Source organism: Gordonia sp. SCSIO 19800, from assembly GCF_018132775.1.
GTDB lineage: Bacteria > Actinomycetota > Actinomycetes > Mycobacteriales > Mycobacteriaceae > Gordonia > Gordonia hongkongensis.
The window spans coordinates 51,544-75,029 of sequence record NZ_JAGRQM010000002.1; the positions used below are offsets into that span (position 1 = coordinate 51,544).

23 protein-coding genes are annotated in these 23,486 nt (G+C 68.1%); 12 read left to right on the plus strand and 11 right to left on the minus strand.

Going from position 1 to position 23,486, the window contains the following annotated elements; all coding sequences use genetic code 11:
- Positions 1–22 precede the first annotated feature (22 nt).
- Complete coding sequence (locus KB201_RS02655) at positions 23–1,078, plus strand: prenyltransferase (RefSeq protein ID WP_058252425.1); 1,056 nt, start codon at positions 23–25, stop codon at positions 1,076–1,078.
- A 230-nt stretch (positions 1,079–1,308) separates the two neighbouring features.
- On the opposite strand, the gene KB201_RS02660 is transcribed toward KB201_RS02655, so the two are convergent.
- On the minus strand, positions 1,309–2,166 hold the full coding sequence (locus tag KB201_RS02660; RefSeq protein ID WP_058252424.1) for an LLM class F420-dependent oxidoreductase: 858 nt from the start codon (positions 2,164–2,166) through the stop codon (positions 1,309–1,311).
- 112 nt (positions 2,167–2,278) lie between these two features.
- Entirely contained in the window at positions 2,279–2,881 is a 603-nt protein-coding gene (locus KB201_RS02665; protein WP_171011674.1) for a TetR/AcrR family transcriptional regulator, read from the minus strand.
- Positions 2,882–3,049: 168 nt separating this feature from the next.
- Between KB201_RS02665 and KB201_RS02670 the strand changes: the two genes are divergently transcribed.
- Genes KB201_RS02670 through KB201_RS02680 form a run of 3 tightly spaced genes read left to right on the plus strand, consistent with a single transcriptional unit; the run spans position 3,050 to position 6,128 of the window.
- Positions 3,050–4,426: an NAD(P)/FAD-dependent oxidoreductase gene (locus KB201_RS02670; protein WP_058252423.1), complete on the plus strand. Its 1,377-nt coding sequence runs from the start codon at positions 3,050–3,052 to the stop codon at positions 4,424–4,426.
- Positions 4,423–5,376, plus strand: coding sequence for an alpha/beta hydrolase (locus KB201_RS02675; protein WP_211538270.1), 954 nt, complete (start codon positions 4,423–4,425; stop codon positions 5,374–5,376). The genes KB201_RS02670 and KB201_RS02675 overlap by 4 nt, the downstream gene beginning before the upstream one ends.
- The gene (locus KB201_RS02680; RefSeq protein WP_058252421.1) at positions 5,373–6,128 is read left to right on the plus strand and encodes an SDR family NAD(P)-dependent oxidoreductase; all 756 of its coding nucleotides are present in this window, start codon (positions 5,373–5,375) and stop codon (positions 6,126–6,128) included. Before KB201_RS02675 ends, KB201_RS02680 begins: the two co-directional genes overlap by 4 nt.
- Before the next feature lie 21 nt (positions 6,129–6,149).
- Here the strand turns inward: KB201_RS02680 and KB201_RS02685 are convergent, their stop codons facing one another.
- The gene (locus KB201_RS02685) at positions 6,150–6,848 is read right to left on the minus strand and encodes a class I SAM-dependent methyltransferase (protein WP_211538271.1); all 699 of its coding nucleotides are present in this window, start codon (positions 6,846–6,848) and stop codon (positions 6,150–6,152) included.
- A gap of 50 nt (positions 6,849–6,898) precedes the next feature.
- Here KB201_RS02685 and KB201_RS02690 point away from each other — a divergent pair, with 50 nt between their 5' ends.
- The 4 genes from KB201_RS02690 to KB201_RS02705 all read left to right on the plus strand — a co-directional run bounded on the left by KB201_RS02690 (position 6,899) and on the right by KB201_RS02705 (position 11,437).
- Positions 6,899–7,873 (plus strand): NADPH:quinone oxidoreductase family protein, encoded by a 975-nt coding sequence (locus KB201_RS02690; protein ID WP_211538272.1) that lies wholly within the window; start codon positions 6,899–6,901, stop codon positions 7,871–7,873.
- 74 nt (positions 7,874–7,947) lie between these two features.
- Complete coding sequence (locus KB201_RS02695) at positions 7,948–8,217, plus strand: DUF2277 domain-containing protein (RefSeq protein WP_211538273.1); 270 nt, start codon at positions 7,948–7,950, stop codon at positions 8,215–8,217.
- A gap of 576 nt (positions 8,218–8,793) precedes the next feature.
- The gene (locus tag KB201_RS02700; RefSeq protein WP_211538274.1) at positions 8,794–10,623 is read left to right on the plus strand and encodes an ABC transporter substrate-binding protein/permease; all 1,830 of its coding nucleotides are present in this window, start codon (positions 8,794–8,796) and stop codon (positions 10,621–10,623) included.
- 4 nt (positions 10,624–10,627) lie between these two features.
- The gene (locus tag KB201_RS02705) at positions 10,628–11,437 is read left to right on the plus strand and encodes an amino acid ABC transporter ATP-binding protein (protein WP_068971161.1); all 810 of its coding nucleotides are present in this window, start codon (positions 10,628–10,630) and stop codon (positions 11,435–11,437) included.
- Positions 11,438–11,450: 13 nt separating this feature from the next.
- Here KB201_RS02705 and KB201_RS02710 read toward each other — a convergent pair whose 3' ends face one another.
- Genes KB201_RS02710 through KB201_RS02720 form a run of 3 tightly spaced genes read right to left on the minus strand, consistent with a single transcriptional unit; the run spans position 11,451 to position 14,121 of the window.
- On the minus strand, positions 11,451–12,365 hold the full coding sequence (locus KB201_RS02710) for an amidohydrolase family protein (RefSeq protein WP_211538275.1): 915 nt from the start codon (positions 12,363–12,365) through the stop codon (positions 11,451–11,453).
- A gap of 44 nt (positions 12,366–12,409) precedes the next feature.
- Positions 12,410–13,480: an alcohol dehydrogenase catalytic domain-containing protein gene (locus KB201_RS02715; protein WP_211538276.1), complete on the minus strand. Its 1,071-nt coding sequence runs from the start codon at positions 13,478–13,480 to the stop codon at positions 12,410–12,412.
- The gene (locus KB201_RS02720) at positions 13,480–14,121 is read right to left on the minus strand and encodes a PaaI family thioesterase (RefSeq protein WP_211538277.1); all 642 of its coding nucleotides are present in this window, start codon (positions 14,119–14,121) and stop codon (positions 13,480–13,482) included. Before KB201_RS02720 ends, KB201_RS02715 begins: the two co-directional genes overlap by 1 nt.
- 196 nt (positions 14,122–14,317) lie before the next feature.
- Between KB201_RS02720 and KB201_RS02725 the strand changes: the two genes are divergently transcribed.
- The 4 genes from KB201_RS02725 to KB201_RS02740 are packed head-to-tail and all read left to right on the plus strand — an operon-like array spanning position 14,318 to position 19,414.
- A complete protein-coding gene (locus KB201_RS02725; protein ID WP_058252413.1) occupies positions 14,318–15,115 on the plus strand; it encodes a lysophospholipid acyltransferase family protein in 798 nt (265 codons plus the stop codon).
- Between the two features lie 16 nt (positions 15,116–15,131).
- Positions 15,132–16,784, plus strand: a complete 1,653-nt coding sequence (locus tag KB201_RS02730; protein WP_211538278.1) for an AMP-binding protein — start codon at positions 15,132–15,134, stop codon at positions 16,782–16,784.
- A gap of 3 nt (positions 16,785–16,787) precedes the next feature.
- On the plus strand, positions 16,788–18,245 hold the full coding sequence (locus KB201_RS02735) for a wax ester/triacylglycerol synthase domain-containing protein (RefSeq protein ID WP_211538279.1): 1,458 nt from the start codon (positions 16,788–16,790) through the stop codon (positions 18,243–18,245).
- Positions 18,242–19,414: an alpha/beta hydrolase family protein gene (locus KB201_RS02740; protein ID WP_211538280.1), complete on the plus strand. Its 1,173-nt coding sequence runs from the start codon at positions 18,242–18,244 to the stop codon at positions 19,412–19,414. Before KB201_RS02735 ends, KB201_RS02740 begins: the two co-directional genes overlap by 4 nt.
- A gap of 109 nt (positions 19,415–19,523) precedes the next feature.
- Here KB201_RS02740 and KB201_RS02745 read toward each other — a convergent pair whose 3' ends face one another.
- Genes KB201_RS02745 through KB201_RS02765 form a run of 5 tightly spaced genes read right to left on the minus strand, consistent with a single transcriptional unit; the run spans position 19,524 to position 23,486 of the window.
- Positions 19,524–19,673: a hypothetical protein gene (locus tag KB201_RS02745; protein ID WP_231742467.1), complete on the minus strand. Its 150-nt coding sequence runs from the start codon at positions 19,671–19,673 to the stop codon at positions 19,524–19,526.
- Positions 19,670–20,704 carry an ABC transporter substrate-binding protein gene (locus KB201_RS02750; protein ID WP_211538281.1) on the minus strand — a complete coding sequence of 345 codons (1,035 nt, stop codon included), beginning with the start codon at positions 20,702–20,704 and terminating at the stop codon, positions 19,670–19,672. The genes KB201_RS02745 and KB201_RS02750 overlap by 4 nt, the downstream gene beginning before the upstream one ends.
- Positions 20,705–20,750: 46 nt before the next feature.
- Entirely contained in the window at positions 20,751–21,101 is a 351-nt protein-coding gene (locus tag KB201_RS02755; RefSeq protein ID WP_058252408.1) for a ferredoxin family protein, read from the minus strand.
- Entirely contained in the window at positions 21,098–22,720 is a 1,623-nt protein-coding gene (locus KB201_RS02760; RefSeq protein WP_211538282.1) for an FAD-binding protein, read from the minus strand. The genes KB201_RS02755 and KB201_RS02760 overlap by 4 nt, the downstream gene beginning before the upstream one ends.
- The gene (locus tag KB201_RS02765) at positions 22,713–23,486 is read right to left on the minus strand and encodes an ABC transporter ATP-binding protein (protein WP_211538283.1); all 774 of its coding nucleotides are present in this window, start codon (positions 23,484–23,486) and stop codon (positions 22,713–22,715) included. The genes KB201_RS02760 and KB201_RS02765 overlap by 8 nt, the downstream gene beginning before the upstream one ends.

The window sequence follows — 23,486 nt, forward strand, 5'->3', positions numbered from 1 at the left end:
GGGCCTCCAGGACGGGAGCCCCATGACGGCCGTCCCGGCGATCCCCAGTGTGGTCACGGCCGAGCAGATGCGGGCCACCGGTGCCGCGATCGTCGGCATGCAGGAGGCCGACGGTGCGTTGCCGTGGTTCCCGGGCGGGCAGACCGACCCATGGGACCACATCGAATCGGCGATGGCGTTGTCCGTGACCGGGTTTCACTCCGAGGCAGAGGCGGCTTACGAGTGGTCGCGGCGTAAACAGCGCGACGACGGGTCGTGGCCGATCCGCACCGTCGTAGGAAAGGTGGAGGACGCCGGCACCGACAGCAACTTCTGCGCCTACATCGCGGTCGGGGTCTGGCATCACTATCTGATCACCGGTGACGACGCCTTCTTGCAGAAGATGTGGCCGGTGGTCTGGTCGGCGATCGACTGCGTGCTGCGCTTCCAGCGTGAGGACGGTGCGTTCCGCTGGGGCGGCGACCACCGGACCGGAGCGATGTTCGGTGAAGCGCTGATCACCGGGAACGCCAGCATCTTCCAAGCGCTGGACTGCGCGATCCGGATCGCCGGTGAGATGGATCAGCCCGACGCCGACTGGATCGCGGCGCACAGTGTGCTCGGCGACGCGATCCGTGCCGACGTCACGCGTGACGAGTGGCAGACCTTCACCCCGCCGTCCGAACACTCCATGGACTGGTACTACCCGATCCTCGGCGGCGCCGTCCGCGGACGCGACGGGCAGGAACTCATCGCGCGGCGGTGGGAACAGTTCGTGGTGCCCGGCAAGGGTGTTCGCTGCGTCGACCATCGTCCCTGGGTCACCGGCGCCGAGACCTGTGAGCTGGCACTGGCACTCGATGCCCTCGGTGACACCGCCGATGCCATCGAGCTCATCGCGTCGATTCAGCATCTGCGCGATCCGGACGGATCGTATTGGACCGGACTGGTTTTCGCCGATGGCAAACGCTGGCCCGTGGAGAAGAGTTGCTGGACCTCAGCGGCTGTGATCCTGGCGGCCGATGCGGTGAGCCGCACCAGCGTGGCCAACGGGATCTTCCGGGACGTCCGCCAGCGGCTCGTCGCACCGACTCCCTGAGCCGACTGCGGACGGCGCGCCCATCGCCGCTCCCTGGGGAGCGCCCCCCATTTGCTCCCTGGGGTGTGAGGAGCGATAGCCGCCGGGCCGTGCAAGCGACGAAGGAGCGCGTCGAGGTCGACGAGCCACGAAGGGCCTGGTGAGACAGGTTGTTACACCCTTCGTGGGTCGCTTCGCTCGCACCTCAGGGGGCGGGGGTGGGTCGCTTCGCTCGCACCTCCCACAACGGCCTACACGACCGCCGGGGTGATGCCGAGCTTGCCGGCCAGCTTGGCGAGGTAGCCGCTCGCGCGCTCGACCGAGTCGTCGGGGAGGCCGTACAGCACTGTCGTGACCCCGATCTCGCGCCACTTCTCGAGCTTCTCGGGTACCGGCCGGAAGTCGAGGACGACGATCTCGGGGTCGCCCGCACGACCGGCGTCGGACCAGATCTGCTTGAGCAACGACACCGACCCCTCGATGTCCTCCTCGCCGGGTGTGGTGATCCAGCCGTCGGCGCTGCGCGCGATCCACTTGAAGTTCTTCTCGTTGCCTGCCGCGCCCACCTGGACCGGGATGTGCGACTGCGTCGATTTGGGCCACGCCCAGCTGGGGCCGAAATTCACGAACTCGCCCGCGAACTCGGCCTCTTCCTTAGTCCAGAGCGCGGTCATCGCCTCGAGGTACTCGCGCAGCATCGTCCGCCTGCGCTTCGGCGGGACGTTGTGGTCGGCGAGTTCGTCCAGATTCCAACCGAATCCGACGCCGAGGGTGACCCTTCCGTTCGAGATGTGGTCGAGCGTCGCAATGGTCTTGGCGAGCGTGATGGGGTCGGACTGCACCGGCAGTGCGACCGCGGTGGCGAGCCGGATGCGTTCGGTGACGGCCGCGGCGGCGGCGAGTGACGTCCAGGGATCGAGGGTGCGCATGTAGCGCTCGTCGGGCAGGGTCTCGTCACCGGTGCGGGGATGCGCGGCGTCGCGTCGAGTCGGGATGTGGCCGTGCTCGGGAACGTAGTACGACGCGAAACCTGCGTCCTCGATGAGCGGGGCCAGGACGTGGGGCTTGAGCCCGCGGTCGCTGGTGAACTGCACGATCCCGAAATCCATGGGGCCCTCCGACGGCGTCGTTCGGTCGTCCGCGTTTTCCGGACGGTTGACTGGACACTAGTCTAGGTGATCGGCGTCACCCAGGCCAGAGGGCATCGGGGGCCTCACCGACTCATCCCTGCGGGTCGGTGGCCAGACCCGGCATGACGAACCGCTCGAGATGGCGTCGGACCTGCCGCGCGTCGTCGATGTCGAGGGCCTCACCCGGGGAGGTGCCGAGGCTGATCAGGACGCGCGCAACCCATTCGGACACCTCGTACGGATCGTGCGCGGGGTGTATCTCCCCGCGGGCGGCGGCCTGTTCGACGAACGGAAACCAGAACGCTGCCAGGTCGGGAACCAGCTTGACGACACCGACACCGGCGCATTCGGCGAACTCCGTGGGTTCCTCCGTGCGGAGTCGGAGCAGCAGCGTGCCCGGGTCGTCGTAGGCACCCCGGCCGATCCGGACGCCGGCGGTGAGTTGCCCGACCAGGTCGGGGATGGCGTCGAGTTCGGCCCGGGCGTCGCGCCAGAACGACTCGGTGAGACGGACGATGGTCGCGCCGATCATGGACGGTTTGTCCGGATAGTGCCGATACAGCCACGCGCGGGACACGCCTGCCGACTCCGCGACCTGCTGCATGGTGGTCGCCCGGATTCCCTTGTCGGCGAGCAGCTTCTGCGTGGCGTCGAGCAGTCGTTCGTGGACCGTCGTGGTCGAGGCCTCGGTCACTGACTCCTCCTGTGGTCGTGGTCGGTGCGCGCCGCGTCCCCACATCCACATGTCTGCTCAGGAGGGCGCTGCGTAGACAGTTCGCGGATTCTGTGTACACGATACGTCTCATCGTGTAGACACAAATCAGATTGTGTCTACATCCAACGGGTCCACCGAGGGGGCAGTGTGCCTTTACCAACCACCGCGATCATCGGCGCCGGTATCAGCGGGCTGACCGCCGGCAAGATGCTCACCGACTACGGCGTGCCGTACACCTGCTTCGAGAGTTCGGACCGGGTCGGGGGCAACTGGGCCTTCGGCAACCCGAACGGTCACAGCAGTGCCTACCGGTCGCTGCACATCGACACCTCGAAACACCAGTTGTCGTTCCGCGACTTCCCGATGCCCGACGAGTATCCCGACTTCCCGCACCACACCCAGGTCAAGGCCTACCTGGACTCCTACGCCGAGGCCTTCGACCTCTACTCCTCGATCGAGTTCACCAACGGAATCGAGCATGCGACCCGACTGGACGGGGGCGGCTGGGAACTGGAGACCCAGGGCGGTGAGCGCAGGCGGTTCGACCTGCTGGTGGTGGCGAACGGCCATCACTGGGATCCGCGCTGGCCCGATTTCCCGGGCGAGTTCGACGGAATCGAGATGCACGCCCACCACTACATCGATCCGCGTACCCCGCACGATTTCACGGGTAAGCGCATCCTCGTCGTCGGCCTGGGTAACAGTGCCGCCGACATCGCCGTCGAACTGTCGTCGAAGGCGCTGGACAACAAGCTGACCCTCTCCACGCGGTCGGGAGCGTGGATCGTGCCGAAATACTTCGGGGGCAAGCCCGCCGACAAGTACTACCGGTCGACGCCGTATCTGCCGACGTCGTGGCAGCGCAAGTTCGTCCAGGTCATGCAACCCGTGACCGCCGGCCGGCCGGAGGATTACGGTCTGCCGACACCGAATCACAAGTTCTTTGAGGCACATCCGACGCAGTCGGTGGAACTGCCACTGCGACTGGGCTCGGGCGACGTGACCCCCAAGCCCAACATCAGCCGGTTCGACGGGTCCACGGTCCACTTCGACGACGGGACCGCCGACGACTTCGACATCATCATCTACGCAACGGGTTACAACATCACGTTCCCGTTCTTCGACCCGAACTTCATCAGTGCGCCCGACAATCGGATCGACCTCTACAAGCGCATGTTCTACCCGGGAATCGACGACCTCGTCTTCGCCGGTTTCGCGCAGGCGGTTCCGACGCTGTTTCCCTTCGTGGAATGCCAGGCGCGGCTGATCGGGGCCTACGCCACGGGTCACTACCGGCTCCCGTCGGTACCGGAGATGCGGCAGACGATCGAGGCGGACATGCAGTACTACACCGGACACATGCTCGACCGCCCGCGGCACACGCAGCAACTCGATCACTATCTCTACGAACACAACATGCGGACCAAGGAGATTCCGGCGGGGATCCGGCGGGCCCACCAGCAGGGGCCGCCGACGTGGGCCGGGGTGGCCGACGATCTGGTCTCGAAGGGAGCATCCGCATGACCATTTCAAATGGTGCGACCACCGTACGCTTCCGATCGTCCGACGCCGACTGCGACGCCTGGTTCTTTCCGGGCGCGGAGTCTTCGCCGTTCGAGATCGACGGCAAGCGCCCCGTCGTCGTGATGGCGCACGGTTTCGCGGGGACCAAGGACTCGGGTCTGGCGCCCTATGCGCAACGGTTCGCCGACGCGGGGTTGGCCGTGTTCGCGTTCGACTACCGCGGCTTCGGGCTGTCCGGTGGCGAACCGCGACAGTCGATTTCGCTGGAACGGCAGGCCGACGACTACCGCGCCGCGATCGGCGCCGCCAAGAAACAGCCGGGAGTGGACCCGGAACGGATCATCCTCTGGGGAGTGTCGCAATCCGGCGGGCATGCGCTGACCGTGGCGGCCGACCGGACCGACGTGGCCGCGGTGATCGCGGTGGTGCCACTGGTCAATGGGCTCGCCGCCGGTCGCGTCGCCTACGCCCAGGTCGGCGGGGCGGCGATCGCCCGCTCGACCGCCACGGCAGTGGCCAGTTCGGTGGGTCGACGGCTGGGCCGGGGTCCGAAGATGTTGCGGGTCGTCGGCGAACCCGGCGACGTGGGCGCCGCGCTGACCGCACCAGGGTTTCTGGAGAGCTACCGCGCGATCGCGGGGCCGTCGTGGCGCAACGAGGTCGACGCCTCGGTCGGTCTCGAGATCGGCTCGTTCCGAGTCGACAAGCACGCCGCGCGCGTCGATGCCCCGGTGCTGTTCCAGATCGCCGACTTCGATTCCGCCGCACCGCCGTACGCGGCGTCGAAGACCGCGTTCAAAGCTCACGCCGAAGTGCGCCACTACCCGTGCGACCATTTCGACATCTTCGCGGGCAACGACTTCTTCGAGCTCTGCGTCACGCACGAGATCGGTTTCCTGCGCCGTCATCTGGCATCGAACGCCGACGTTGTGGAAGCGGCTACGCGATGAACCGGGCGGTCGTGATCGGGGGTGCCTCGGGGATCGGACTGGCCACCGTCGACGCGTTCGTCGGCGAGGGGATGCAGGTGGTGGTGGCCGACCGCGACGTCGAACGTGCCGAGCAGGTGGCGGCGACGCGCGACGGGGCGCGGGCGGTGCACATGGACGTGACCGACGAGGACTCGGTCGCAGCGACTTTCGCCGGCATCGGCGACTTCGACACGGTGGTGAACTGTGCCGGACTGTCGAATCCGGGTGCGCTGACCGAACTCGAACTCGATGCCTGGCGCAACACCGTCGACATCTGTCTGACCGGAACGTTCCTCGTGATCAAACACGCCGGCGCCCGGATCGCCGAGGGCGGATCGATCACCTGCATCGCCTCACTCAACGGCCGCCAACCGGGCGCCGGGATGGGGGCGTACTGCGCGTCGAAAGCCGGTGTGCTGATGCTCGTCGAGGTGGCCGCACTCGAACTCGCCGACCGTCGGGTGCGGGTCAACGCGGTGTCGCCGGGGCTTGTGATGACCCCGCTGACCGAGGGCATCGGCTTCGTACCGGGCCTCACCGAGGACTACCTCGACAACACCCCACTGGGCCGGAGCGGAGAACCCGCCGAGATCGCCGACACCGTAGCCTTTCTCGCCTCCGACAAGGCGCGTTGGATCACCGGTGCCGCCTTCGACGTCAACGGCGGTGCGCACCTGAAGCGCTATCCCGACGTGCTCGGCAAGGTGCGGGCGCTGGCCGGCGAGGCCTGACGCTGACGGCCTCCGACGTGGTCAGGCTTTCCGCGGTAGCGGTGCGCCCACCTCGCCCGAGTCGCGGCGGAGGACGCGCAGCGATCCCTCCGCCCGCACCTCGGTGAACTGTCCGGTTTCCAGTGCCTGGCAATAGATCTCGTACGGCGGGCGGCCGCCGTCGGCGGGGTCGGGGAAGACGTCGTGGATGAGCAGGGCCCCGCCGATGCGCACCCACGGCGCCCAGCCGTCGAGGTCGGTCTGCGCCGCCTCCATGCTGTGGCCGCCGTCGATGAAGACGAAATCCGCCGGTCGGCCCCAGACCTTAGCGGCGACGGCCGACGGGGCGAGCAACCCGACGACGGTGTTGTCGAGCCTGGCGTCGAACATGGTGCGGCGGAAGCGTGCCGAGGTGTCGAGCGTCCCGGTGTGTGCGTCGACGAGGGATTCGTCGTGGTACTCCCAACCGGGCTGGTGTTCCTCGGAACCGCGGTGATGGTCGACGGTCACGATGACGGCGTCGTTCGCTTCGCCGGCCGATCCCAGGAAGACGGTGGATTTCCCGCAGTAGGTACCGATCTCCACGCCGACCTTCGTCGAATCAGGTTGGGACAGATATTCTCCGGCGATCTCGAAGAGCGTCTGGGCCTCGTCGAGCGGCATGAATCCGGGTGCCTCGTCCGCGACGCGGAGGCGGTCGGGGGAGGGTGCGTTCGGCGACTGTGCCGCAGGTTGTGACATGGCATCAGATCCTATCGGGTGTGTGACGGTCGCCGCGTAGGGTGAGCCGTATGAAAGCTCAGGTACTCACCGCAGAGACAGGCCCGTCCGGACTCGAGTTGCAGGACGTTCCCGATCCCACCCCGGCCGACGGCCAGGTCGTCGTCGACGTGAAGTCGTGCGGCGTGTGCTTCCCCGACGTGCTGATGAGTCAGGGCAAGTACCAGCTGCGCGTGCCGACGCCGTTCACGCCGGGTACCGAGGTCGCCGGCGTGGTGCGCTCGGCTCCCGAGGGTGCCTCGGTGAAGGTCGGGGACAAGGTGCTCGTGGCGTCGATCGTCGGCGGATTCGCCGAACAGGTCGCGGCCGCGCCCGAACAGCTCCTGCCGCTTCCCGACGGGCTGTCCTTCGAGCAGGGCTCGGCCATGGGCATCAACTACCAGACCGCCTTGTTCGCGCTGAAGACCCGTGCGCACACCCAGCCCGGTGAGGTGGTCGGCGTGCTCGGCGCCGCCGGCGGCGTCGGGACCGCGTCGATCATGGTCGCCAAGGCGATGGGCGCGAAGGTCATCGCCATCGTCCACCGGAAGGGTGCCGAGGACCTGCTGCGCAGCGCCGGGGCCGACGAGATCGTCCAGCTCGAGGAGGGCTGGGGTACCAAGCTCAAGGAGATCGTCCCCAAGGGCGTCGACGTGATGATCGACCCGTCGGGCGGCGAGGTGTTCGACGAGGCACTCCGTCAGGTCGCCCCCGATGGCCGCTACGTCGTGGTGGGCTTCGCGGCCGGTGGCATCCCGACCGTCAAACTCAATCGAGTCCTGTTCCGCAACATCGCCGTCGTCGGGGCCGCGTGGGGCGAGTACGTGCGCACCCATCCGGAACTGAATCTGCCCGCGAAGCTGCACGAAGAGCTGTCGAAGATGATCGCCGACGGGATGGAACCCCAGGTCAACGTGACCTACACGCTGGATCAACTGCCGGAAGCGTTGACCGATCTGGCCGAAGGGCGGATTCTGGGGAAAGCGGTGGTCAAGATCGGCGAGTAGGCCCTCGGCGGGTCGGCCGGTTGCGAGGTCGCATCGCCTTCCGCCCAGCGCGTCCGTCATCGAAGGGATCTGCCATGTGCCGCAACATCACCGAACTCCGCGGACTCGAACCGCCGGCCACCGAGGACGAGATCGAGGCGGCCGCGCGGCAGTACGTGCGCAAGGTGAGTGGAGTTCGCAACCCATCGCCGGCGAATGCGGAGGCCTTCGAGGCCGCGGTGGTCGCCGTGACCGCGGCTACCCGCACGCTGCTCGACGTCTTGCCCGAGCGTCGTCAGCCGCCGAAGACGGTGCCCCCGCTCCGGCGCCCCGAGGTGCAGGCGCGGATTGCCGCTCGGGGCTGAGGAGTCCCACACAGGTTCAGCAGTAGGTATCGCGAGGCGATACCTACTGCTGAACTCGTCCTGAGGTGGTGGAGCCTACGAGCCGGCGGCTTCGTCACTGCCGGTGACGATCATTTCCGCGAAGTCCCACAACAGATTGTCGAAAGCCTCGATTGCGTAGAAGATTGCAGACAGCATGATATTTCCCGCTTTCACTTCGAATTCGACAGTGGACGCAGGCCGCAACAAAGGCGCACGTCGGCGGCCCGTGGGATAGCGGGATGGGTGCCAGATGATCAAGAGGGGGTTGATTTCTGGCGCGGTGAAGAAATGATGTTACAAATCCCGAATCCCTGTATCATTGGTAGCACGCGAATCGTTTTCCGACAAGCAATTGGCAAATTCCGATAGAGAAGTATCGGCGTCGACCCCACGCAAGTGTCCCCGATGATCGGCGTGAGATGGCCAGGCCGACGGTGGCCTCCGCAGCGCGCCTCGCAGGCGCCCCGTGACGACGACGATCCCCAGCTCAACCGGGTTAAACCCACCGGCGAGCAAAAATTTGGGACACCTCCTGCGCGTGGGGATAGTGTCGACATGGTGTCCAACCACCGATCCCATCGCGCCCGACGGGCCGCGCCGCGCGCCGTGCGCGTCGTCGCGCTGGCACTGACGGTCGCCATCGTCGGCCTGCTGACCATCCTCGGCGGACCTGCGCCACGAGCCCAGGCGGCTCCCGCCGACAGCTGTGCGCCCGCTGGACTCGCGTCGGCCTCGGCCGCGCCGGTCAACCTCGCCGCAGCCGATCAGGGCGGTGAGGACCGCTACACCACCAAGTCCACCACGCCGCTCGACCAGATCGACGTGAGTCGTCTCGAGTTGCTGTCGCCCGGCAAGATCTCCGTCGGCACGCTGTCGGACGCCGGACCGAGCATCTGCGTCAACGGCGCGGGCGACTTCACCGGCTTCGACAACGAACTCCTCAAGGCCGTCGCCGTGAAGCTGGGTCTGCAGATCGAGTTCAACGGCACCGAGTTCGCCGGCCTGCTGTCCCAGGTCGCCAACAACCGCTTCGACGTCGGGTCGTCGTCGATCACCACCACCGACGACCGGCGCAAGACCGTCGACTTCACCAACGGCTACGACTTCGGCTACTTCTCACTCGTGGCGCCGACCGACGGGGCGATCAAGGGCTTTGGCGACCTCTCCGACTCGACGCGCATCGCCGTGGTCCAGGGCACCGTCCAGGACGACTACGTCGTCAACACCCTGGGCCTCGACCCGGTGAAGTTTCCGGACTACGCCACCGCCTACGCCAACCTCCGGAGCGGTCAGGTCGACGCCTGGGTCGCACCGTCGCAGCAGGCGGAGGGTGCGGTCCGAGAGGGCGACGGCACCGCGATCGTCGAGAACACCTTCAGCGTCAACAACTTCGTCGCGTGGGCCGTCGGCAAGAACAAGCCGCGGCTCACCGAGGCCCTGAACTCCGGACTCGACGCCATCATCGCCGACGGCACGTATGCCGACCTCTACGTCGACTGGGTGCCGCGCGAGCTACCCGAGGGGTGGAAGCCGGGCAGCAAGGCCGCGCCCGCGCCCGAACTCCCCGACATCGCCGCCATCGCCGCCGAGAACGCGGAGAAGGCGGGCCCGGCCGAGGAGACCGCGCCCAAGAGCACCCTGGAACAGCTCGGCGACACCTTCTTCAACTGGGATCTCTACAAGGAGTCGTTCCCGGAGCTGATCAAGACCGGGCTCGTGAACACCTTGATCCTGTCCGTGGTGTCCGGGGTGCTCGGCACCATCCTGGGCATGATCCTGGCGCTCTGCGGCATCTCCCGGTCGCGGTGGCTGCGCTGGCCGGCGCGCGTCTACACCGATATCTTCCGCGGACTGCCCGCCGTCGTCGTCATCCTGATCGTCGGACTCGGTGTGGGCCCGGTGGTCAAGGGCATCACCGGCAACAACCCGTACTGGCTCGGGGCGGTCGCCCTGGCCCTGCTCGCCGCGGCCTACATCGGCGAGATCTTCCGGTCCGGAATCCAGAGCGTCGACGACGGGCAACTCGAGGCCTCGCGGGCCATCGGGTTCAGCTATCGGCAGTCGATGCGTCTGGTGGTGGTGCCGCAGGGCGTGCGGCGGGTGCTCCCGGCGCTGATGAACCAGTTCATCAGCCTGATCAAGGACAGCTCGCTGGTGTACTTCCTCGGGTTGCTGGCCAGCCAGCGGGAGCTGTTCGCGGTCGGCCGCGACCTGAACGCGCAGACGGGCAACCTCTCGCCCCTCGTCGCCGCGGGAATCATGTACCTGATCCTCACGATCCCGCTGACGCACCTGGTCAACTACATCGACCGGCGCCTGCGCACCGGACGTCCCACCGACGTCCAGGACGACCCGCTGCCCCCGACCGTCGTCGAGAAGGGATAGGTCCATGCCTGATCTCAACAAGTCCGAGACCGACACCGAGGGCTCCCAGACGCCGGGCTCCCGGACGCCGAGTGCGACCGCCACCCGGACGGCCGTCTCGCTCACCGGCACCGACCTGCACCTGTCCTTCGGCAAGCACCACGTGTTGCGGGGCGTCGACATCCAGGTCGACGCCGGCACCACGACGACGGTCATCGGACCGTCGGGCTCGGGCAAGTCCACTCTCCTGCGCGTGCTGAACCGGCTGCACGAACCCGACCAGGGCGACATCCTGCTCGACGGCCGGTCGGTCCTGAAGGACAACCCGGACGAACTCCGACGCCGGATCGGCATGGTGTTCCAGCACTTCAACCTGTTCCCGCACAAGAGCGTCGTCGACAATGTCGCGCTCGGACCGCGCAAGCTGAAGGGGCTGAGCAAGGACGAGGCCCGCGAGGTCGCGCTCCGTCAGCTCGAGATCGTCGGGCTGACCAACAAGGCCGATGTGCGCCCGGCACGCCTCTCCGGCGGCCAGCAGCAGCGGGTGGCCATCGCCCGTGCGCTCGCCATGACCCCCGAGGTCATGTTCTTCGACGAGGCGACCTCCGCCCTCGACCCGGAACTGGTCAAGGGGATCCTCGCGCTCATGGCCGACCTTGCCAGCGAGGGGATGACCATGGTGGTCGTCACCCACGAGATGGGCTTCGCGCGCAACGTCTCCGACAACGTGCTGTTCATGGATCACGGTGCCGTCGTGGAGACCGGGCGTCCGGAACAGGTCTTCGACGACGCGACGTCGGATCGGCTGCGGGCGTTCCTGTCCCAGGTGCTGTAGGCGCTCGCCCCGGTCAGCCGATCCCGAAGAGCCTGGAGCCGTTGCGGTAGAACACGTCTCGGAGCCACTCGGCCCCGAGGTCGAGGCGGATGATCGCCTCGAGGGCGTGGGTGTAGCCGTAGGGGATGTTCGGGAAGTCGCTGCCGAACAAGATCTTGTCGCCGGCGTCGGCCAGTCGCGGCAGGTAGTCCGACGGGAACGGGGCGTCCTCTTCGGCGAAGTCGGTGAACGCCATCGTGGTGTCCAGGCGCACGTTGGGGTACTCCAACGCGAGGTCGAGGAACGCGGTGTACTCGGGCATCCCCATGTGCGCGACGATCAGTGGCAACGACGGAAACCGGTGCAGCAGTTCGCGGATGGGGTCGGGTCCGGTGTACGTCCCCGGGGCGGGCCCGGAACCGCAGTGGATGATGACCGGAACCTGGGAGTCGGCGATCTGCGACCACACCCCGTCGAGCAGCGAATCCGTCGGGGCGAAGTCGCCGACCTGGATGTGGCATTTGAAGACCTGCGTGCCGGCTTGGATGGCGCGGGAGACGTAGGTGTGGGCGGACTCCTCGGGATAGAACGTCGCCGTGTGCAGGCAGTCGTCGTGGTTGGCGGCGAAGTCGTGCGCCCAGCCGTTCAGCCACTCGGCCATGTTCGGTTTGTGTGGATAGACCAGGGACGAGTAGGCCCGCACCCCGAAGTCGCGCAGGGTGGCGACGCGGACGTCCTCGTCGGCGCGGTAGGTGATCGGCCACTCCCGTCCGACCAACGGCCCGACGGCATCGAAATAGGCCCACACCTTGTCCATCACCGGTCGCGGCATGAAGTGGGTGTGGACGTCGACGATGCCCGGCAGGCCCAGCTCGGCAGAGATCGCGCGCACCTGCCGCGCCTCGTCGGTGCTGAACGGCTCGGGGGCTTCGGGGACGGCACTGTTCACCCGAGTGACCGTACGCCGGTTGCGCGGGCGGCCGCGAGTGCCGATCAGCCGACCGTGGACACCCCGGGCGCGATCAGCACCTTGCGGTGGTCGTTGGGCGCCGAGAGCTCGCGGACGACGCGATCGGTCTCGTCGAGCCCCACGATCCCGCTGACCAGCGTCGACGACCCGATCGCGCCCTTGTTCAACTCCGCTGCGGCGGTGTCGAACTCGCGCTTGGTGTAGTAGGAGACGAAGTGCATGGTGATCTCCTTGACGACTCCGGCCACCGGCATGAACGTGTCCGGGCTCAAGCAGACGCCCGCGATGACCACTGTGCCGTGGGTCGCGACCGCGTCGAGGGCGGACGCGATCATCCCCGGCTTGCCCACGCACTCGACGACCACGTCGAAGCCCGATTCGACCTGGGCGGGGAGTTCGTCCGGAGCGCACACCGCGGACGCGCCGAGATCGAGTGCGGCCGCGCGCCTGCCCGGCGACGGGTCCGAACACACGAGTTCGGTGGCCACGCCGCGGGAGAGCCAGTGCAACGCCGCGAGGCCGACGGGACCGGCGCCGAGGACCAGCACCCGGTCGCCGGGCCGGACGGACGCGCGGGTGACGGCGTGCAGACCCACCGCCAGCGGCTCGACCAGCGCGCCGTCGACCGGGTCGATGTCGTCGAGTAGGACACTCTCGGCGGCACCGACCACCGCGAACTCGGCGAGTCCGCCGGGTAGGACGCCGAGTCCGAGGGTGCGCGCAGACGGGCAGCGGGCGACGTCACCGGTGAGACAGGCGCGGCACCGATGGCACCCGATGACCGGCATGGCGGCCACGGCGTCGCCGACCCGGAAGGCGTGGGGGACGTCCGGGTCCGCGGGCCCGATGCCGACGACCTCGCCGGCGAACTCGTGGCCCATGATCGTGCCGGCCGGGAGCAGCGGCGCGGTCGACAGGTCGGAACCGCAGATCCCGTTCGCCGCGACCCGCAGAACGAGTTCGCCGGGTCCAGGCGTCGGATCCGGACGGTGCTCGACGACGAATCCGCCTGGGCCGAACTGTCCTGGGCCGAACTCTCCTGGGCCGGACTCTCCTGGGCCGGACTCTGCGGGGGCGGTAACCGCGGCTCGCATCAGCCCGCCGACCAGCGCACCGACGGGACGTCGACCGCGGAGCGGGGCACGATGAACACCCCTTCGGCCTCGCAGGTCACCCCGTCGGCGTCGGAGATCGTGCCGCGGACGATGCGTTTGCGTCCGTTCTGCTCGGTCACCGACGCCTGCGCGACCAGTGCGCCCAGGGGCGTCGGTCGCCCGTACCGGACGGTGAGGGTGCCGGTGTAGCACGGCCCCTCGACACTGGCCGCATTGCCGAGGACGTGATCGAGGACCATCGCGCACACCCCGCCGTGCACCTGACCGGGCGGCCCCTCGTAGGCCGCTCCCAGCGTGAACTTACTGCGGACCCCGTCGGCGACATGCACCACGTCGAGCGGTGGCGCGAGCGCATTGCGCACGCCGATGACCGCATTTCCCCAGGCCATCCCGGTGTTCTCGCGGGTGTGTCGCACCCCGAAGGCCCCGTCCATCTGGCTTCTCCGCAAATCGGCCACCACGTCGGCGATCCGTCGGCGCGCTTCGTCGAGGTCCTCCTCGGCGACCTCGGTGCGGATCACCGCGTCGACGAGGTCCCGGACGGTGTCGGTGAGAGGGGTGTAGACCGCGCGGCGACGCGCGACCTCCGCTTCGGAGATGTCCTCCAGGATGAAGTCCATAAGGCTACCGATCAGTCAGTTGTGGCATGGGTAACGAAGTGTGGCGACGCAAAGTAGAACGTGTTCTAATTTAACCACTAGAACGTGTTCTCATTTTGCGGTTCCGAGGACATCGACCCCGGTCGGACATCTGGCTCCGACCGATCCAGCGGTGATCCGCGCGAACCGCGAAATCGATCCCACAGGAGATGGACCGATGAGTGCCGAGACCTTCGACCTCACCGCACGCGACGAGACCTGGGTGAAGCGGGTGCTGCCCGTGCTCAAGCTCGTGGCCAAGACCTACTTCCGCTCCGAGGTCCGGGGCATGGACAAGGTGCCCGACGGCGGTGCCCTCCTCGTGTCCAACCACTCGGGCGGTCTGATGGCCTTCGACGTCCCGGTGATCAGCGTGGCCTTTGCCGACGAGTTCGGGGCGGACCGGCCGTTGTACACCCTGGCCCACGACCTCATCTTCACCGGATCGGGCAAACAGATCTTCGGAAAGGTCGGGTTCCTGCCGGCTCACCCGAAGAACGCGGTCGCCGCCCTGCGGTCCGGCGCGGCCACCATCGTGTTCCCCGGCGGGGAGTGGGAGGCGCTGCGGCCGAGCAGCCAGAGCGCGACGATCGACTTCCACGGTCGGACCGGGTACATCCGCACCGCACTCGAGGCGGGCGTCCCGATCGTCCCGATCGTCACCATCGGGGGCCAGGAGACGCAGCTGTTCCTCAACCGCGGTGACACGCTGGCCCGGATACTGCGGCTCGACAAGCTGATCCGCACCGACACCGCTCCGTTCGCGCTCGGCTTCCCGTTCGGTCTGACCGCGCACCTCCCGCCGAACATCCCGTTGCCGTCGAAGCTGGTCACCGAGGTCCTCGACCCGATCGACATCACCGCCGAGTTCGGCAACAACCCCGAACACGACGAGGTGGACCAGATGGTCCGCAAACGCATGCAGCACGCACTGGACGACCTCGCCCGCAAGCGCCGATTCCCGGTCATCGGCTGATCACCAGGAGACGACGGTGATCTCGCAACTCCGCGATCGCGTCACCACACAGATGTGGCTCGTTCGCACCCTCGTCCGCAGCGGCTTTCTCGGTTCGCTCCGGGTCGATCGCTATGTCCGCATGGGGCTCAACCTCCGTCGGCACGGCGGCGCCTCGCCGGTGAGCGGGATCGGCCTCGCCGCGGCGCGCGACCCCCACGGACTCGCCCTCATCGACGAGGCGGGACAACTCACCTGGCGCGAGCTCGATGCCCGCTGTGACGCGCTCGCCGTCGGTCTGCGCGATCTACCCGGCACGACCGTCGGCACCGTCGCCATCCTCTGCCGCAACCACCGCGGTCTCATCGAGGCGCTCGCCGCGACGTCCCGGCTCGGTGCCGACGCGGTACTCCTCAACACCGGGTTCGCCGGACCCCAGCTCGCCGACGTCCTCGAACGTGAACAGGCAGACGTGCTCATCGCCGACGACGAGTTCGACACCGTCGTCGAGGGCGCGGCGCAACGACTTCCGGAACTGCGGCGCATCCGTGCATGGACGGAGTACGAGTCGTCGCAAGGTGTCACCGTCAACGGACTGATCGGCGCGAATCGCGGCGCGCGACCCGCGCGGCCCGATCGTGCCGGCCGGATCGTGTTGCTGACCTCGGGAACCACCGGAACGCCCAAGGGTGCGCGCCGAGGCGGAAGCACCGACGTGGCGTCCCTCGCCGCGATGCTCGACCGGATTCCCTGGCGCGCAGGCGAGTCCATCGTCATCGCGGCCCCGGTCTTCCACGCATGGGGTTTCGGGCAGGTGGCCATCGCGGCGACGATGACGTGCACGATGATCATGCGCCGTCGCTTCGATCCCGTGGCGACGCTCGACATGGTCCGCGACCACGGGGCCACCGGCCTCGCCGTGGTTCCGGTGATGCTCGAACGCATCACGGACCTCCCCGACGACGTCCTCGACGACCACCCGATGCCGACACTGCGCTTCGCCACCGCGAGCGGATCGCGGATGCGCTCCGACGCTCTCGTCGCATTCCTGGACCGGTACGGCGACGTGGTCTACAACAGCTACAACGCCACCGAGGCGGGTCTCATCACCACCGCCACCCCAACCGATCTGCGCACCGCGCCGGAGACCGCCGGGCGGCCGCTCGCGGGTACGAGTGTTCGCATCCTGGACGACGACGACCGCGAGGTCCCCGTCGGCGAGGTCGGGCGCATCGTGGTCGCGAACAACTCCGGGTTCGACGGTTACACCAGCTCGGACACCAGGGCATTCAGCGACGGACACATGGTGTCGGGCGATGTCGGCCGCTTCGACGAGAACGGGCTGCTGTTCGTCGTCGGCCGCGACGACGAGATGATCGTCTCCGGTGGGGAGAACGTGTATCCCCTCGAGGTCGAGTTGGTCATCGGGGCTCTCGACGAGGTGGTCGAGGTCGCGGTGACCGGGGTCGACGACGACAGGTTCGGCCAGCGTCTCGTCGCCCATGTGGTGCGAGCACCGGAGGCCGAGATCGGCGCCGAGGACATCCAGCGGCACGTGCGAGAACAGCTCGCCGGGTTCAAGGTCCCCCGCGACGTCCACTTCCTCGACGAACTGCCGCGCAATGCCACCGGCAAGATCCTCAAACGCGAACTCCCGTCCGCCCCGTCGACCGAACGAAAGGTGAGCTGAATCATGCACGCTGTCAAGCAGATCGACCGCTCCACCGGTGTTCTGGACGCCGAACGGATGTCCGGTCCCGACGCGCTGATGCTGAACATGGAATCGGCGTCGACCCCGATGCACACACTGAAGGTCGCGGTGCTCGACACCTCCCGTCGTGGCCGGCCCCTCGATCTCACCGAGATCGCCGACGTCCTGCCCGACTACCTCGGCATGTTCCCGCGCGCGACCCAGCGGCTCGCGTGGGCTCGCGGACACGGCGCCCGTCCCTTCTGGGTGCACGACAACGACTTCGACGTGCGCCGGCACCTGGACGAGCGTTCCGCCGCCGCACCGGGGGGACGTGCCGAGCTGGACGCGATCCTGTCCGAGCTCGCCGTCCGGCAACTCGATCGGAGTCGGCCGCTCTGGGGACTGACCCTCGTGCACGGTCTCGCCGGTGGGCGGCAGGCGGTCGTCGTCCGCGTCCATCACGCCGTCGCCGACGGTCTCGCCGCACTCAACACGTTCATGGCCGCGACCGCCGGTCCGGATGAGCGGGTCGAGCAGGCGCCGATCTCCGCGACCCGCATCGAGCACGACGACGACGAGCTCACGCGCGCAGCGCGTTCGGAATCCTGGCGTATGGTTCGTCGCCTGCCGTCGGCAGCGTCGGCACTGGCGCGTGCGGTTGTCGCGAAACGCCGGGCCGGCGATGCCGAACTCATCCCGAAACCCCTGACGGTCCGTCGGACGAGTTTCAACGCCCGCAGCGGCGCCGAACGCGTGTGTGCGTCCGGCGACATCCCGCTCGCCGCCGTCCAGCGACTCGCGCTGGCCACCGGAAACACCGTGAACGGGGCTCTGCACGGTGTCATCGCCGGTGCGATCCGGGCGGAACTCATCGCTCGCGGCGAGGAGCCGGGAGTGTCGGTCTCGATCTTCGGGGTATGCAAGGACCTGGCCTCCACCCGTGTGCACGGCAACGAGATCGCCACCGCGATGGCCTATCTCAGGTCGGATCTGGCCGACCCGATCGAGCGGATCGCGGCCACCGGTGAGAGCTGCTCGGCGACTGTTCGATGCCGGCGCGAGGTCGGCTTCGATCTCACCGACGCGCTGGCCACCTACACCGGACGGCTCGGCCCGACCTTCCGCGGTCTGGCCGCGAATCGCGCGCCGCTGGTGATGAACAACATCACCACCGCCAACATGCCGGGTCCGCGCACCACGCGGTGGGTCGGGGACATCGAGGTCGTCGACTGGATCTCGTTCGCGCTGGCCATCGCACCCGCCGACGTCAACCTCACCACCTACAGCTATGCCGGCAGGCTCAGCATGGGCCTCATCGCGACACCGGAGTCGATGCCCGACCCGGCCGGCTTCTTGCGGCGGGTGGCCGACGCGGTCGCCGAGGCCGCCGATGCGCTCGGACGGACGACCGCCGACGAGGACGAGAACAGTACCGCGATGGCGCAGGAGGCGAGTTGATCGACTGGGAGTCGGGAGCAGCACGACTGGGGTTGTTCGCGAAAGTGCTGCCCCGTGCGATCGGCAGTTCGCGTGCGGCCAGCCGCGGGGATCCCGCGACGGGCGTCCCGCCGGCGGACTGCGGTCCGCGGATGGTCGGGGAGACCGCCGTCGACGAGCTGTTCATCGCGGTCAACTCGGTGATCCGGGACATCCCGCCGATCGACTTCGTGGAAGACTGCGTCGACCGATGTGTCGGTGTCGCAGATGAACTGGCTGCCCTCGGTCCGTCGCGAGTCCACCTCGACCCCGGCCCACCCGGCATCGTCTCCCGCAACCGGAAGACCTTCGGGACCACCTCGTTCGATCACATCGACTACTCGGTGGCGGTGCCGCTCCCGGAATCGATCGCCGCGGCCGACCCCTACGCCGACGGGATCGCCTCGGTGCGGGTGCTGTCACGACGACGCGCCGGTCGCCGCTGGTTGATCTGGGTCCATGGGGCGGCTCAGGGTCGGGCCGACGATCTCTACGCGTTCCGCGCGGCCAACCTGTACAACAAGCTCGGTTACGACGTGGTCTTCCCCGTTCTTCCGGCCCACGGCTCGCGGCGAGTCGAGAAGGTGGCCTATCCGGGGTTCGATCCACTGGTCAACACCGTCATCACCATCCGGGCGATCGCCGAGATCCGTTCGCTCATCACGTGGATCGAGAGTCAGGAACCCGCCGACATCGCGATCGCGGGCACGTCGCTCGGCGGACCGATCGCCGCGATGGTCGCCTCGATGGACCCCCGTATCAGCTCGGTGCTCGCCGTCGTGCCGATGCTGGAGATGCATGCCACCCTGGCTCATCACATGGAGCGCGGCGGGTCCAAGGGGCGCCATCTCGCGTCGTTGATGCGGAGCGAGCCGGTTCGTGCGGTCTCGTCGGTCATCAACCCACTGTCCGTGGAGCCGGTTCCGACACCAGAACGCCGCATGGTGGTCGCGGCGCTCAACGACCGGGTGACCTCCGTGACCGCCGCCCAGCAGCTACACAATCACTGGGGTGGGAAAGTCCACTGGTACTCCGGTAGCCATGTCGGACACGCCATCTCGGGCAGTATCCGACAGGCCACCGACGAATTCTTCCGCGCCGCTCCGCCCCCGCGGTCCGACAGCGAACCGGGCCTCCGTTCGCTGATGTGAGGCAGCGCTGACCTCTTCTGCTCCCTAATCCGAAAGAACGCCCTGCCCCTGCTCAGGGAGCAGTAGTTGGGCTCGCACCTCAGGGGGGTGGGTTCGTTTCGCTCGCACCTCACGGGGTGCTGTGATACCCCAGTTCCTCCGCGCGTCGAACCAGTGCGAGATTGCGTTCCCAGGATGCGTCGACCGGGTCGTCGGGATGGTGTGCCGACGCCCAGGTGCCGTACACATTGGTCCACACCCCGAACCGGGGCCCGGTCACGAGTTCGCTCCCGTCGCGGGACGCTGCAGCCAGGAGTCGAGTTCGAAGTCTTCTTCGATGCTGCCCTGCTCGACCAGGAATGCCTTGGTGCCGGTGAGCAATTCGACGGCGCGGGCCGGGAACGGCTCCTCGGAGTAGCCCTCGGGGTTGGCGGCGGCACGGACGGCGGCTTCGGGTGCCTTGGAGTTGCTGAGCTCGAACTGGAGGTACTCCTCCCAGTTCGCCTTCGCGTAGCGGACCGACGACGCGTGCAATTGCTGCCACGTCGCGGCGAAGTCCGGGTTCTTCTCCAGGAACTGGTCACTGCTGACCGTCACGCTGGTGCCGGCCAGATCGGGATGGTCCCGGTAGACCGAGTCGACCAGGTGAAATCCCCTGCCTTCGAAGGTCTGCAGCGCCACCGACGGGATGACGCCGGGCAGCGCCGCTCCGTCGATCTCACCGGAGTTCAACGGTGCCTCCTGATCGGCCGGATACAGGTGGATCAGGTTGGCGGTGATGCCCTGTTCGGCCAGTGCGCCTTGCAGATAGCGGTCGATGTAGGACCCCTTCGGCACACCGATGTTCTTGCCCGCCAGGTCGGCCAGCGAGCGGATCGACGGGTCTTTGGCCACCACGCCGGCATCGTTGTCGAACTGGTTGATCGACAGCAGGCGGGTTTGTAGTCCCGAGCCGCGGGCGACGAGGGCCGGGGTGTCACCGTAGCTCGCCACGTCGAGGCGTCCGCCGATGAGCGCCTGGTTGAGATCGGGCCCGTTCGGGAAGTTGAAGACCTCGACGTTGTTGACACCGAGCGGGGCGAAGGCCTCGAGCAGTTCGCCTCGACTGTGGGCGAAGCCGACCGGACCGGCGATCACGTTGCTCGAGCCGATGACGCCGATCCGGAGTGTGTCGATGACCTCGCGCTGCGCCGACGACGCGTCGTCGGAACCGCACGCGGCCACCGCTGCGATTGCCACGCCCGCCGACAAGAGGGCGAGGGCGCGTCTGATCCGGCGCAGCGGTGATCCGAAAGATGATGTGGTGGGCATGAGTTCTCTGTTCTGGCGATCTGAAGGGATGAACGGGGTGAGCCGGTCAGTCGGCGTGTTGCTCGACGAGCCGGGGTGGCGGGTCTCCATGCGGGATCGGGGGCCCGACCGCGGTGAGGCTTCCTGGTGCGCGCCCCTTGCCCCAGCCGAGCCGCTCCCGGTAGCTGCCGATCAGCTCGAGCGGCAACGATTCTCGGGTGCCGAGTGGGGACGACTCCGGGCTGACGTAGAGAGCGTCGGTGGGGCAGTACGCCTCGCACATGAAGCAGGTCTGGCAGTCGGACTGCCGTGCGATGACTGGTACGCCGTCGGGTCCGGTGTCGAAGACGTTGGTGGGACAGGCATTCACGCATTTGTCGCAGGCGATACACGCCGACGCGACGACGAGCTCGATCACGCGGGAATCCTGACGGCGAGCCGAGGGGCCGGGTCTGGCCGGCGGACAGCCGATCCGGGTGCGGCGACCCAGACATCGCCGAGTCCGCCGGTGCGGACGTGATCGCCCAGTGCCGGGTCGAGCTCGGGGTGGTCGGCGCGCTTGCTCATCCCGCGGGATTCGGTGCGGGCGAGTGCGGATCGGTAGATCCACCGTCCGACCGCGGTGATCGCAGCCGCCTCCCGCGCGCGGACGCGCCCCGCCGGTGTGCGGGCGCCGTAGGCCGGGCCGGAGACCTCATCCCACAGCGAGTCCAGGGCGTTCAGCGCCGGACCCATGCGGTCGCCGTGACGCAGGTAGTTCTTCTCGAAGGGGATCAGTTCGCCCTGTGCGGCGGTCACCACCTCGTCGGGTGTGATCCCGCTCCGGGCGGAGTCCAATCCGACGGTGCCGGCGCCCGAGAGCCGATCGAGTGGGGATGCCCCGCCCGCGTCGCGGGCCGCTCGTGCCGCGGCAGCGCCTGCGAAACTGCCCGACGACATCGCCCAGGCGGAGTTGTGACTGCCGCCGCCGGTGAAGCCACCGCAGATCCGCTCGCGGGTGGCGGCGTCGCCGGCCGCGTAGAGACCCGGGACGCCGGTCCAGCAGTCCGCGTCGACGATGTCGATGCCACCGGTTCCGCGAACGGTGCCCTCGGCGAGGAGATCGACCTCGAACCGGTCGGTGAACGGGTTGATGCCCCGGCGGTCGAACTGGAGGAAGAAGTTGGGTTGACCCTGGCGCATCTGTGCCGCCACCCGCTCATCGGCCCGGTCCAGCTGTGCGTAGACCTTCTCCTGCAGCAGAGTCCGTGCGATCACCGACCGCCCCTTCGTCGATCCCGCACCCTCGACGATGCGTCCGTCGGCGTGGAAGAAGGTGGCGTAGCCGTAGTACGCGGTCTTGGTCACCGTGGAGCCTTTCGGCACGATCGCGTACGCGTTGGCGAACTCCATCCCGGAGAACGAGGCACCCACCTCCGCCGCCATCAGTGCGCCGTCGCCGGTGTCGACGTTGCTGCCCAGTGCCTTGGACAGGAACGCACATCCGCCCGTCGCCACGACGACCGCGCCGGCCGAGATCCGGAAGTCCTGGCCGGTCTGCCGCTGGTGTCCGGCGGCGCCCCGCACGGCGCCCTCGCTGTCGGTGAGGAGTTCCAGGACGGGGGAGTGATCGAGGATCTGTACTCCGCGGCGTCGGACCCACGCGCGCATGCGACGCATGTACTCCGGGCCCTGTACACCGGTGCGGATGGGCTCCCCGGTGTGCTCGTCGATCGGGAACGGGTAGCGACCCTCGGTGCCCAGCCGGTGCATGTTCGCGTAGGTCCTGTCGAGAACCCGGTCCATCCAGGCGTGGTCCGCGAGATACCCGCCGAGGGCTTCGCGACTCGCCTTCGCCGCCGAGCGCTTGTCCGGGTCGGGGGCGACGTACCAGACCCCGGTCCCGGCAGGGGCCGTCGTACCCGACGCACCGCAGTAACCCTTGTCCACGATGATCACCTCGGCTCCGGCGTCGCGAGCGTGGATGGCGGCCCAGGTCGCGGCGGGACCACCGCCGATCACCAGCACGTCCGTGGACAGGGTCAGTACGTCAGACATGGGTGAACTCCCGGGGTGTCGTTGTCGGTGTCGTTGTGGGGCCGGTGGATTCGGCGTCGGTTCCGCCGACGCCGAGCCCGGCGAGCAGTTGCGAACGGAGGGCGACGAATTCGGGATCGGTGACCTGGCGTGGGCGAGGTAGATCCACGACGATCTCCTGTGCGATCCGGCCGGCCCGCAGGATCAGCGCGCGATCCGCGAGCAGAAGGGCTTCCTCGACGTCGTGCGTCACCAGCAGTGTTGCCGGACGGTGCGCTTCCCACAACCGGGCCACCAGGCGTTGGGCATTGATCCGGGTCAGGGCGTCGAGCGCGCCGAACGGTTCGTCGAGCAACAGCAGGTCGGGCTCCCGGACGAGTGCGCGTGCCAGCGCGGTGCGCTGGGCCTCGCCACCCGAGAGCGTGGACGGCCAGGCGCCGGACTTGGCCGCCAGCCCCACCTCGTCGAGTGCGCGGAGCGCGCGGGCCTCGGTGTCACCGCCGCGCCTCCCGAGCGCGACGTTGCGCCACACCGACATCCAGGGCATGAGTCGGTGCTCCTGGAACACGATCGCCTTGGCCGAGGGTGCCTCGATCGTGCCGGTGAAACCGCGGTCGAGCCCGCCGATCCCCCGGAGAAGGGTGCTCTTCCCGGAACCACTTGCTCCGAGCAGCGCGACGAACTCGCCCCGGGCGATGGTCAGATCCACGCGGTCGAGAACCCGCCGGCCGTCGAACTCGCGCCCGGCCCCGAGGACGCGGACACCGTCGATTCGATCTGCGGACAT

Coding starts and splice junctions, on each gene's coding strand:
- KB201_RS02680 (WP_058252421.1), top strand. CDS start 5,373: ATGAACCGGGCGGTCGTGATCGGGGGTGCCTCGGGGATCGGACTGGCC.
- KB201_RS02725 (WP_058252413.1), top strand. CDS start 14,318: ATGAGTGCCGAGACCTTCGACCTCACCGCACGCGACGAGACCTGGGTG.
- KB201_RS02700 (WP_211538274.1), top strand. CDS start 8,794: ATGGTGTCCAACCACCGATCCCATCGCGCCCGACGGGCCGCGCCGCGC.
- KB201_RS02760 (WP_211538282.1), bottom strand. CDS start 22,720: ATGTCTGACGTACTGACCCTGTCCACGGACGTGCTGGTGATCGGCGGT.
- KB201_RS02765 (WP_211538283.1), bottom strand. CDS start 23,486: ATGTCCGCAGATCGAATCGACGGTGTCCGCGTCCTCGGGGCCGGGCGC.
- KB201_RS02715 (WP_211538276.1), bottom strand. CDS start 13,480: ATGCGAGCCGCGGTTACCGCCCCCGCAGAGTCCGGCCCAGGAGAGTCC.
- KB201_RS02720 (WP_211538277.1), bottom strand. CDS start 14,121: ATGGACTTCATCCTGGAGGACATCTCCGAAGCGGAGGTCGCGCGTCGC.
- KB201_RS02685 (WP_211538271.1), bottom strand. CDS start 6,848: ATGTCACAACCTGCGGCACAGTCGCCGAACGCACCCTCCCCCGACCGC.
- KB201_RS02735 (WP_211538279.1), top strand. CDS start 16,788: ATGCACGCTGTCAAGCAGATCGACCGCTCCACCGGTGTTCTGGACGCC.
- KB201_RS02655 (WP_058252425.1), top strand. CDS start 23: ATGACGGCCGTCCCGGCGATCCCCAGTGTGGTCACGGCCGAGCAGATG.
- KB201_RS02705 (WP_068971161.1), top strand. CDS start 10,628: ATGCCTGATCTCAACAAGTCCGAGACCGACACCGAGGGCTCCCAGACG.
- KB201_RS02750 (WP_211538281.1), bottom strand. CDS start 20,704: ATGCCCACCACATCATCTTTCGGATCACCGCTGCGCCGGATCAGACGC.
- KB201_RS02675 (WP_211538270.1), top strand. CDS start 4,423: ATGACCATTTCAAATGGTGCGACCACCGTACGCTTCCGATCGTCCGAC.
- KB201_RS02660 (WP_058252424.1), bottom strand. CDS start 2,166: ATGGATTTCGGGATCGTGCAGTTCACCAGCGACCGCGGGCTCAAGCCC.
- KB201_RS02690 (WP_211538272.1), top strand. CDS start 6,899: ATGAAAGCTCAGGTACTCACCGCAGAGACAGGCCCGTCCGGACTCGAG.
- KB201_RS02695 (WP_211538273.1), top strand. CDS start 7,948: ATGTGCCGCAACATCACCGAACTCCGCGGACTCGAACCGCCGGCCACC.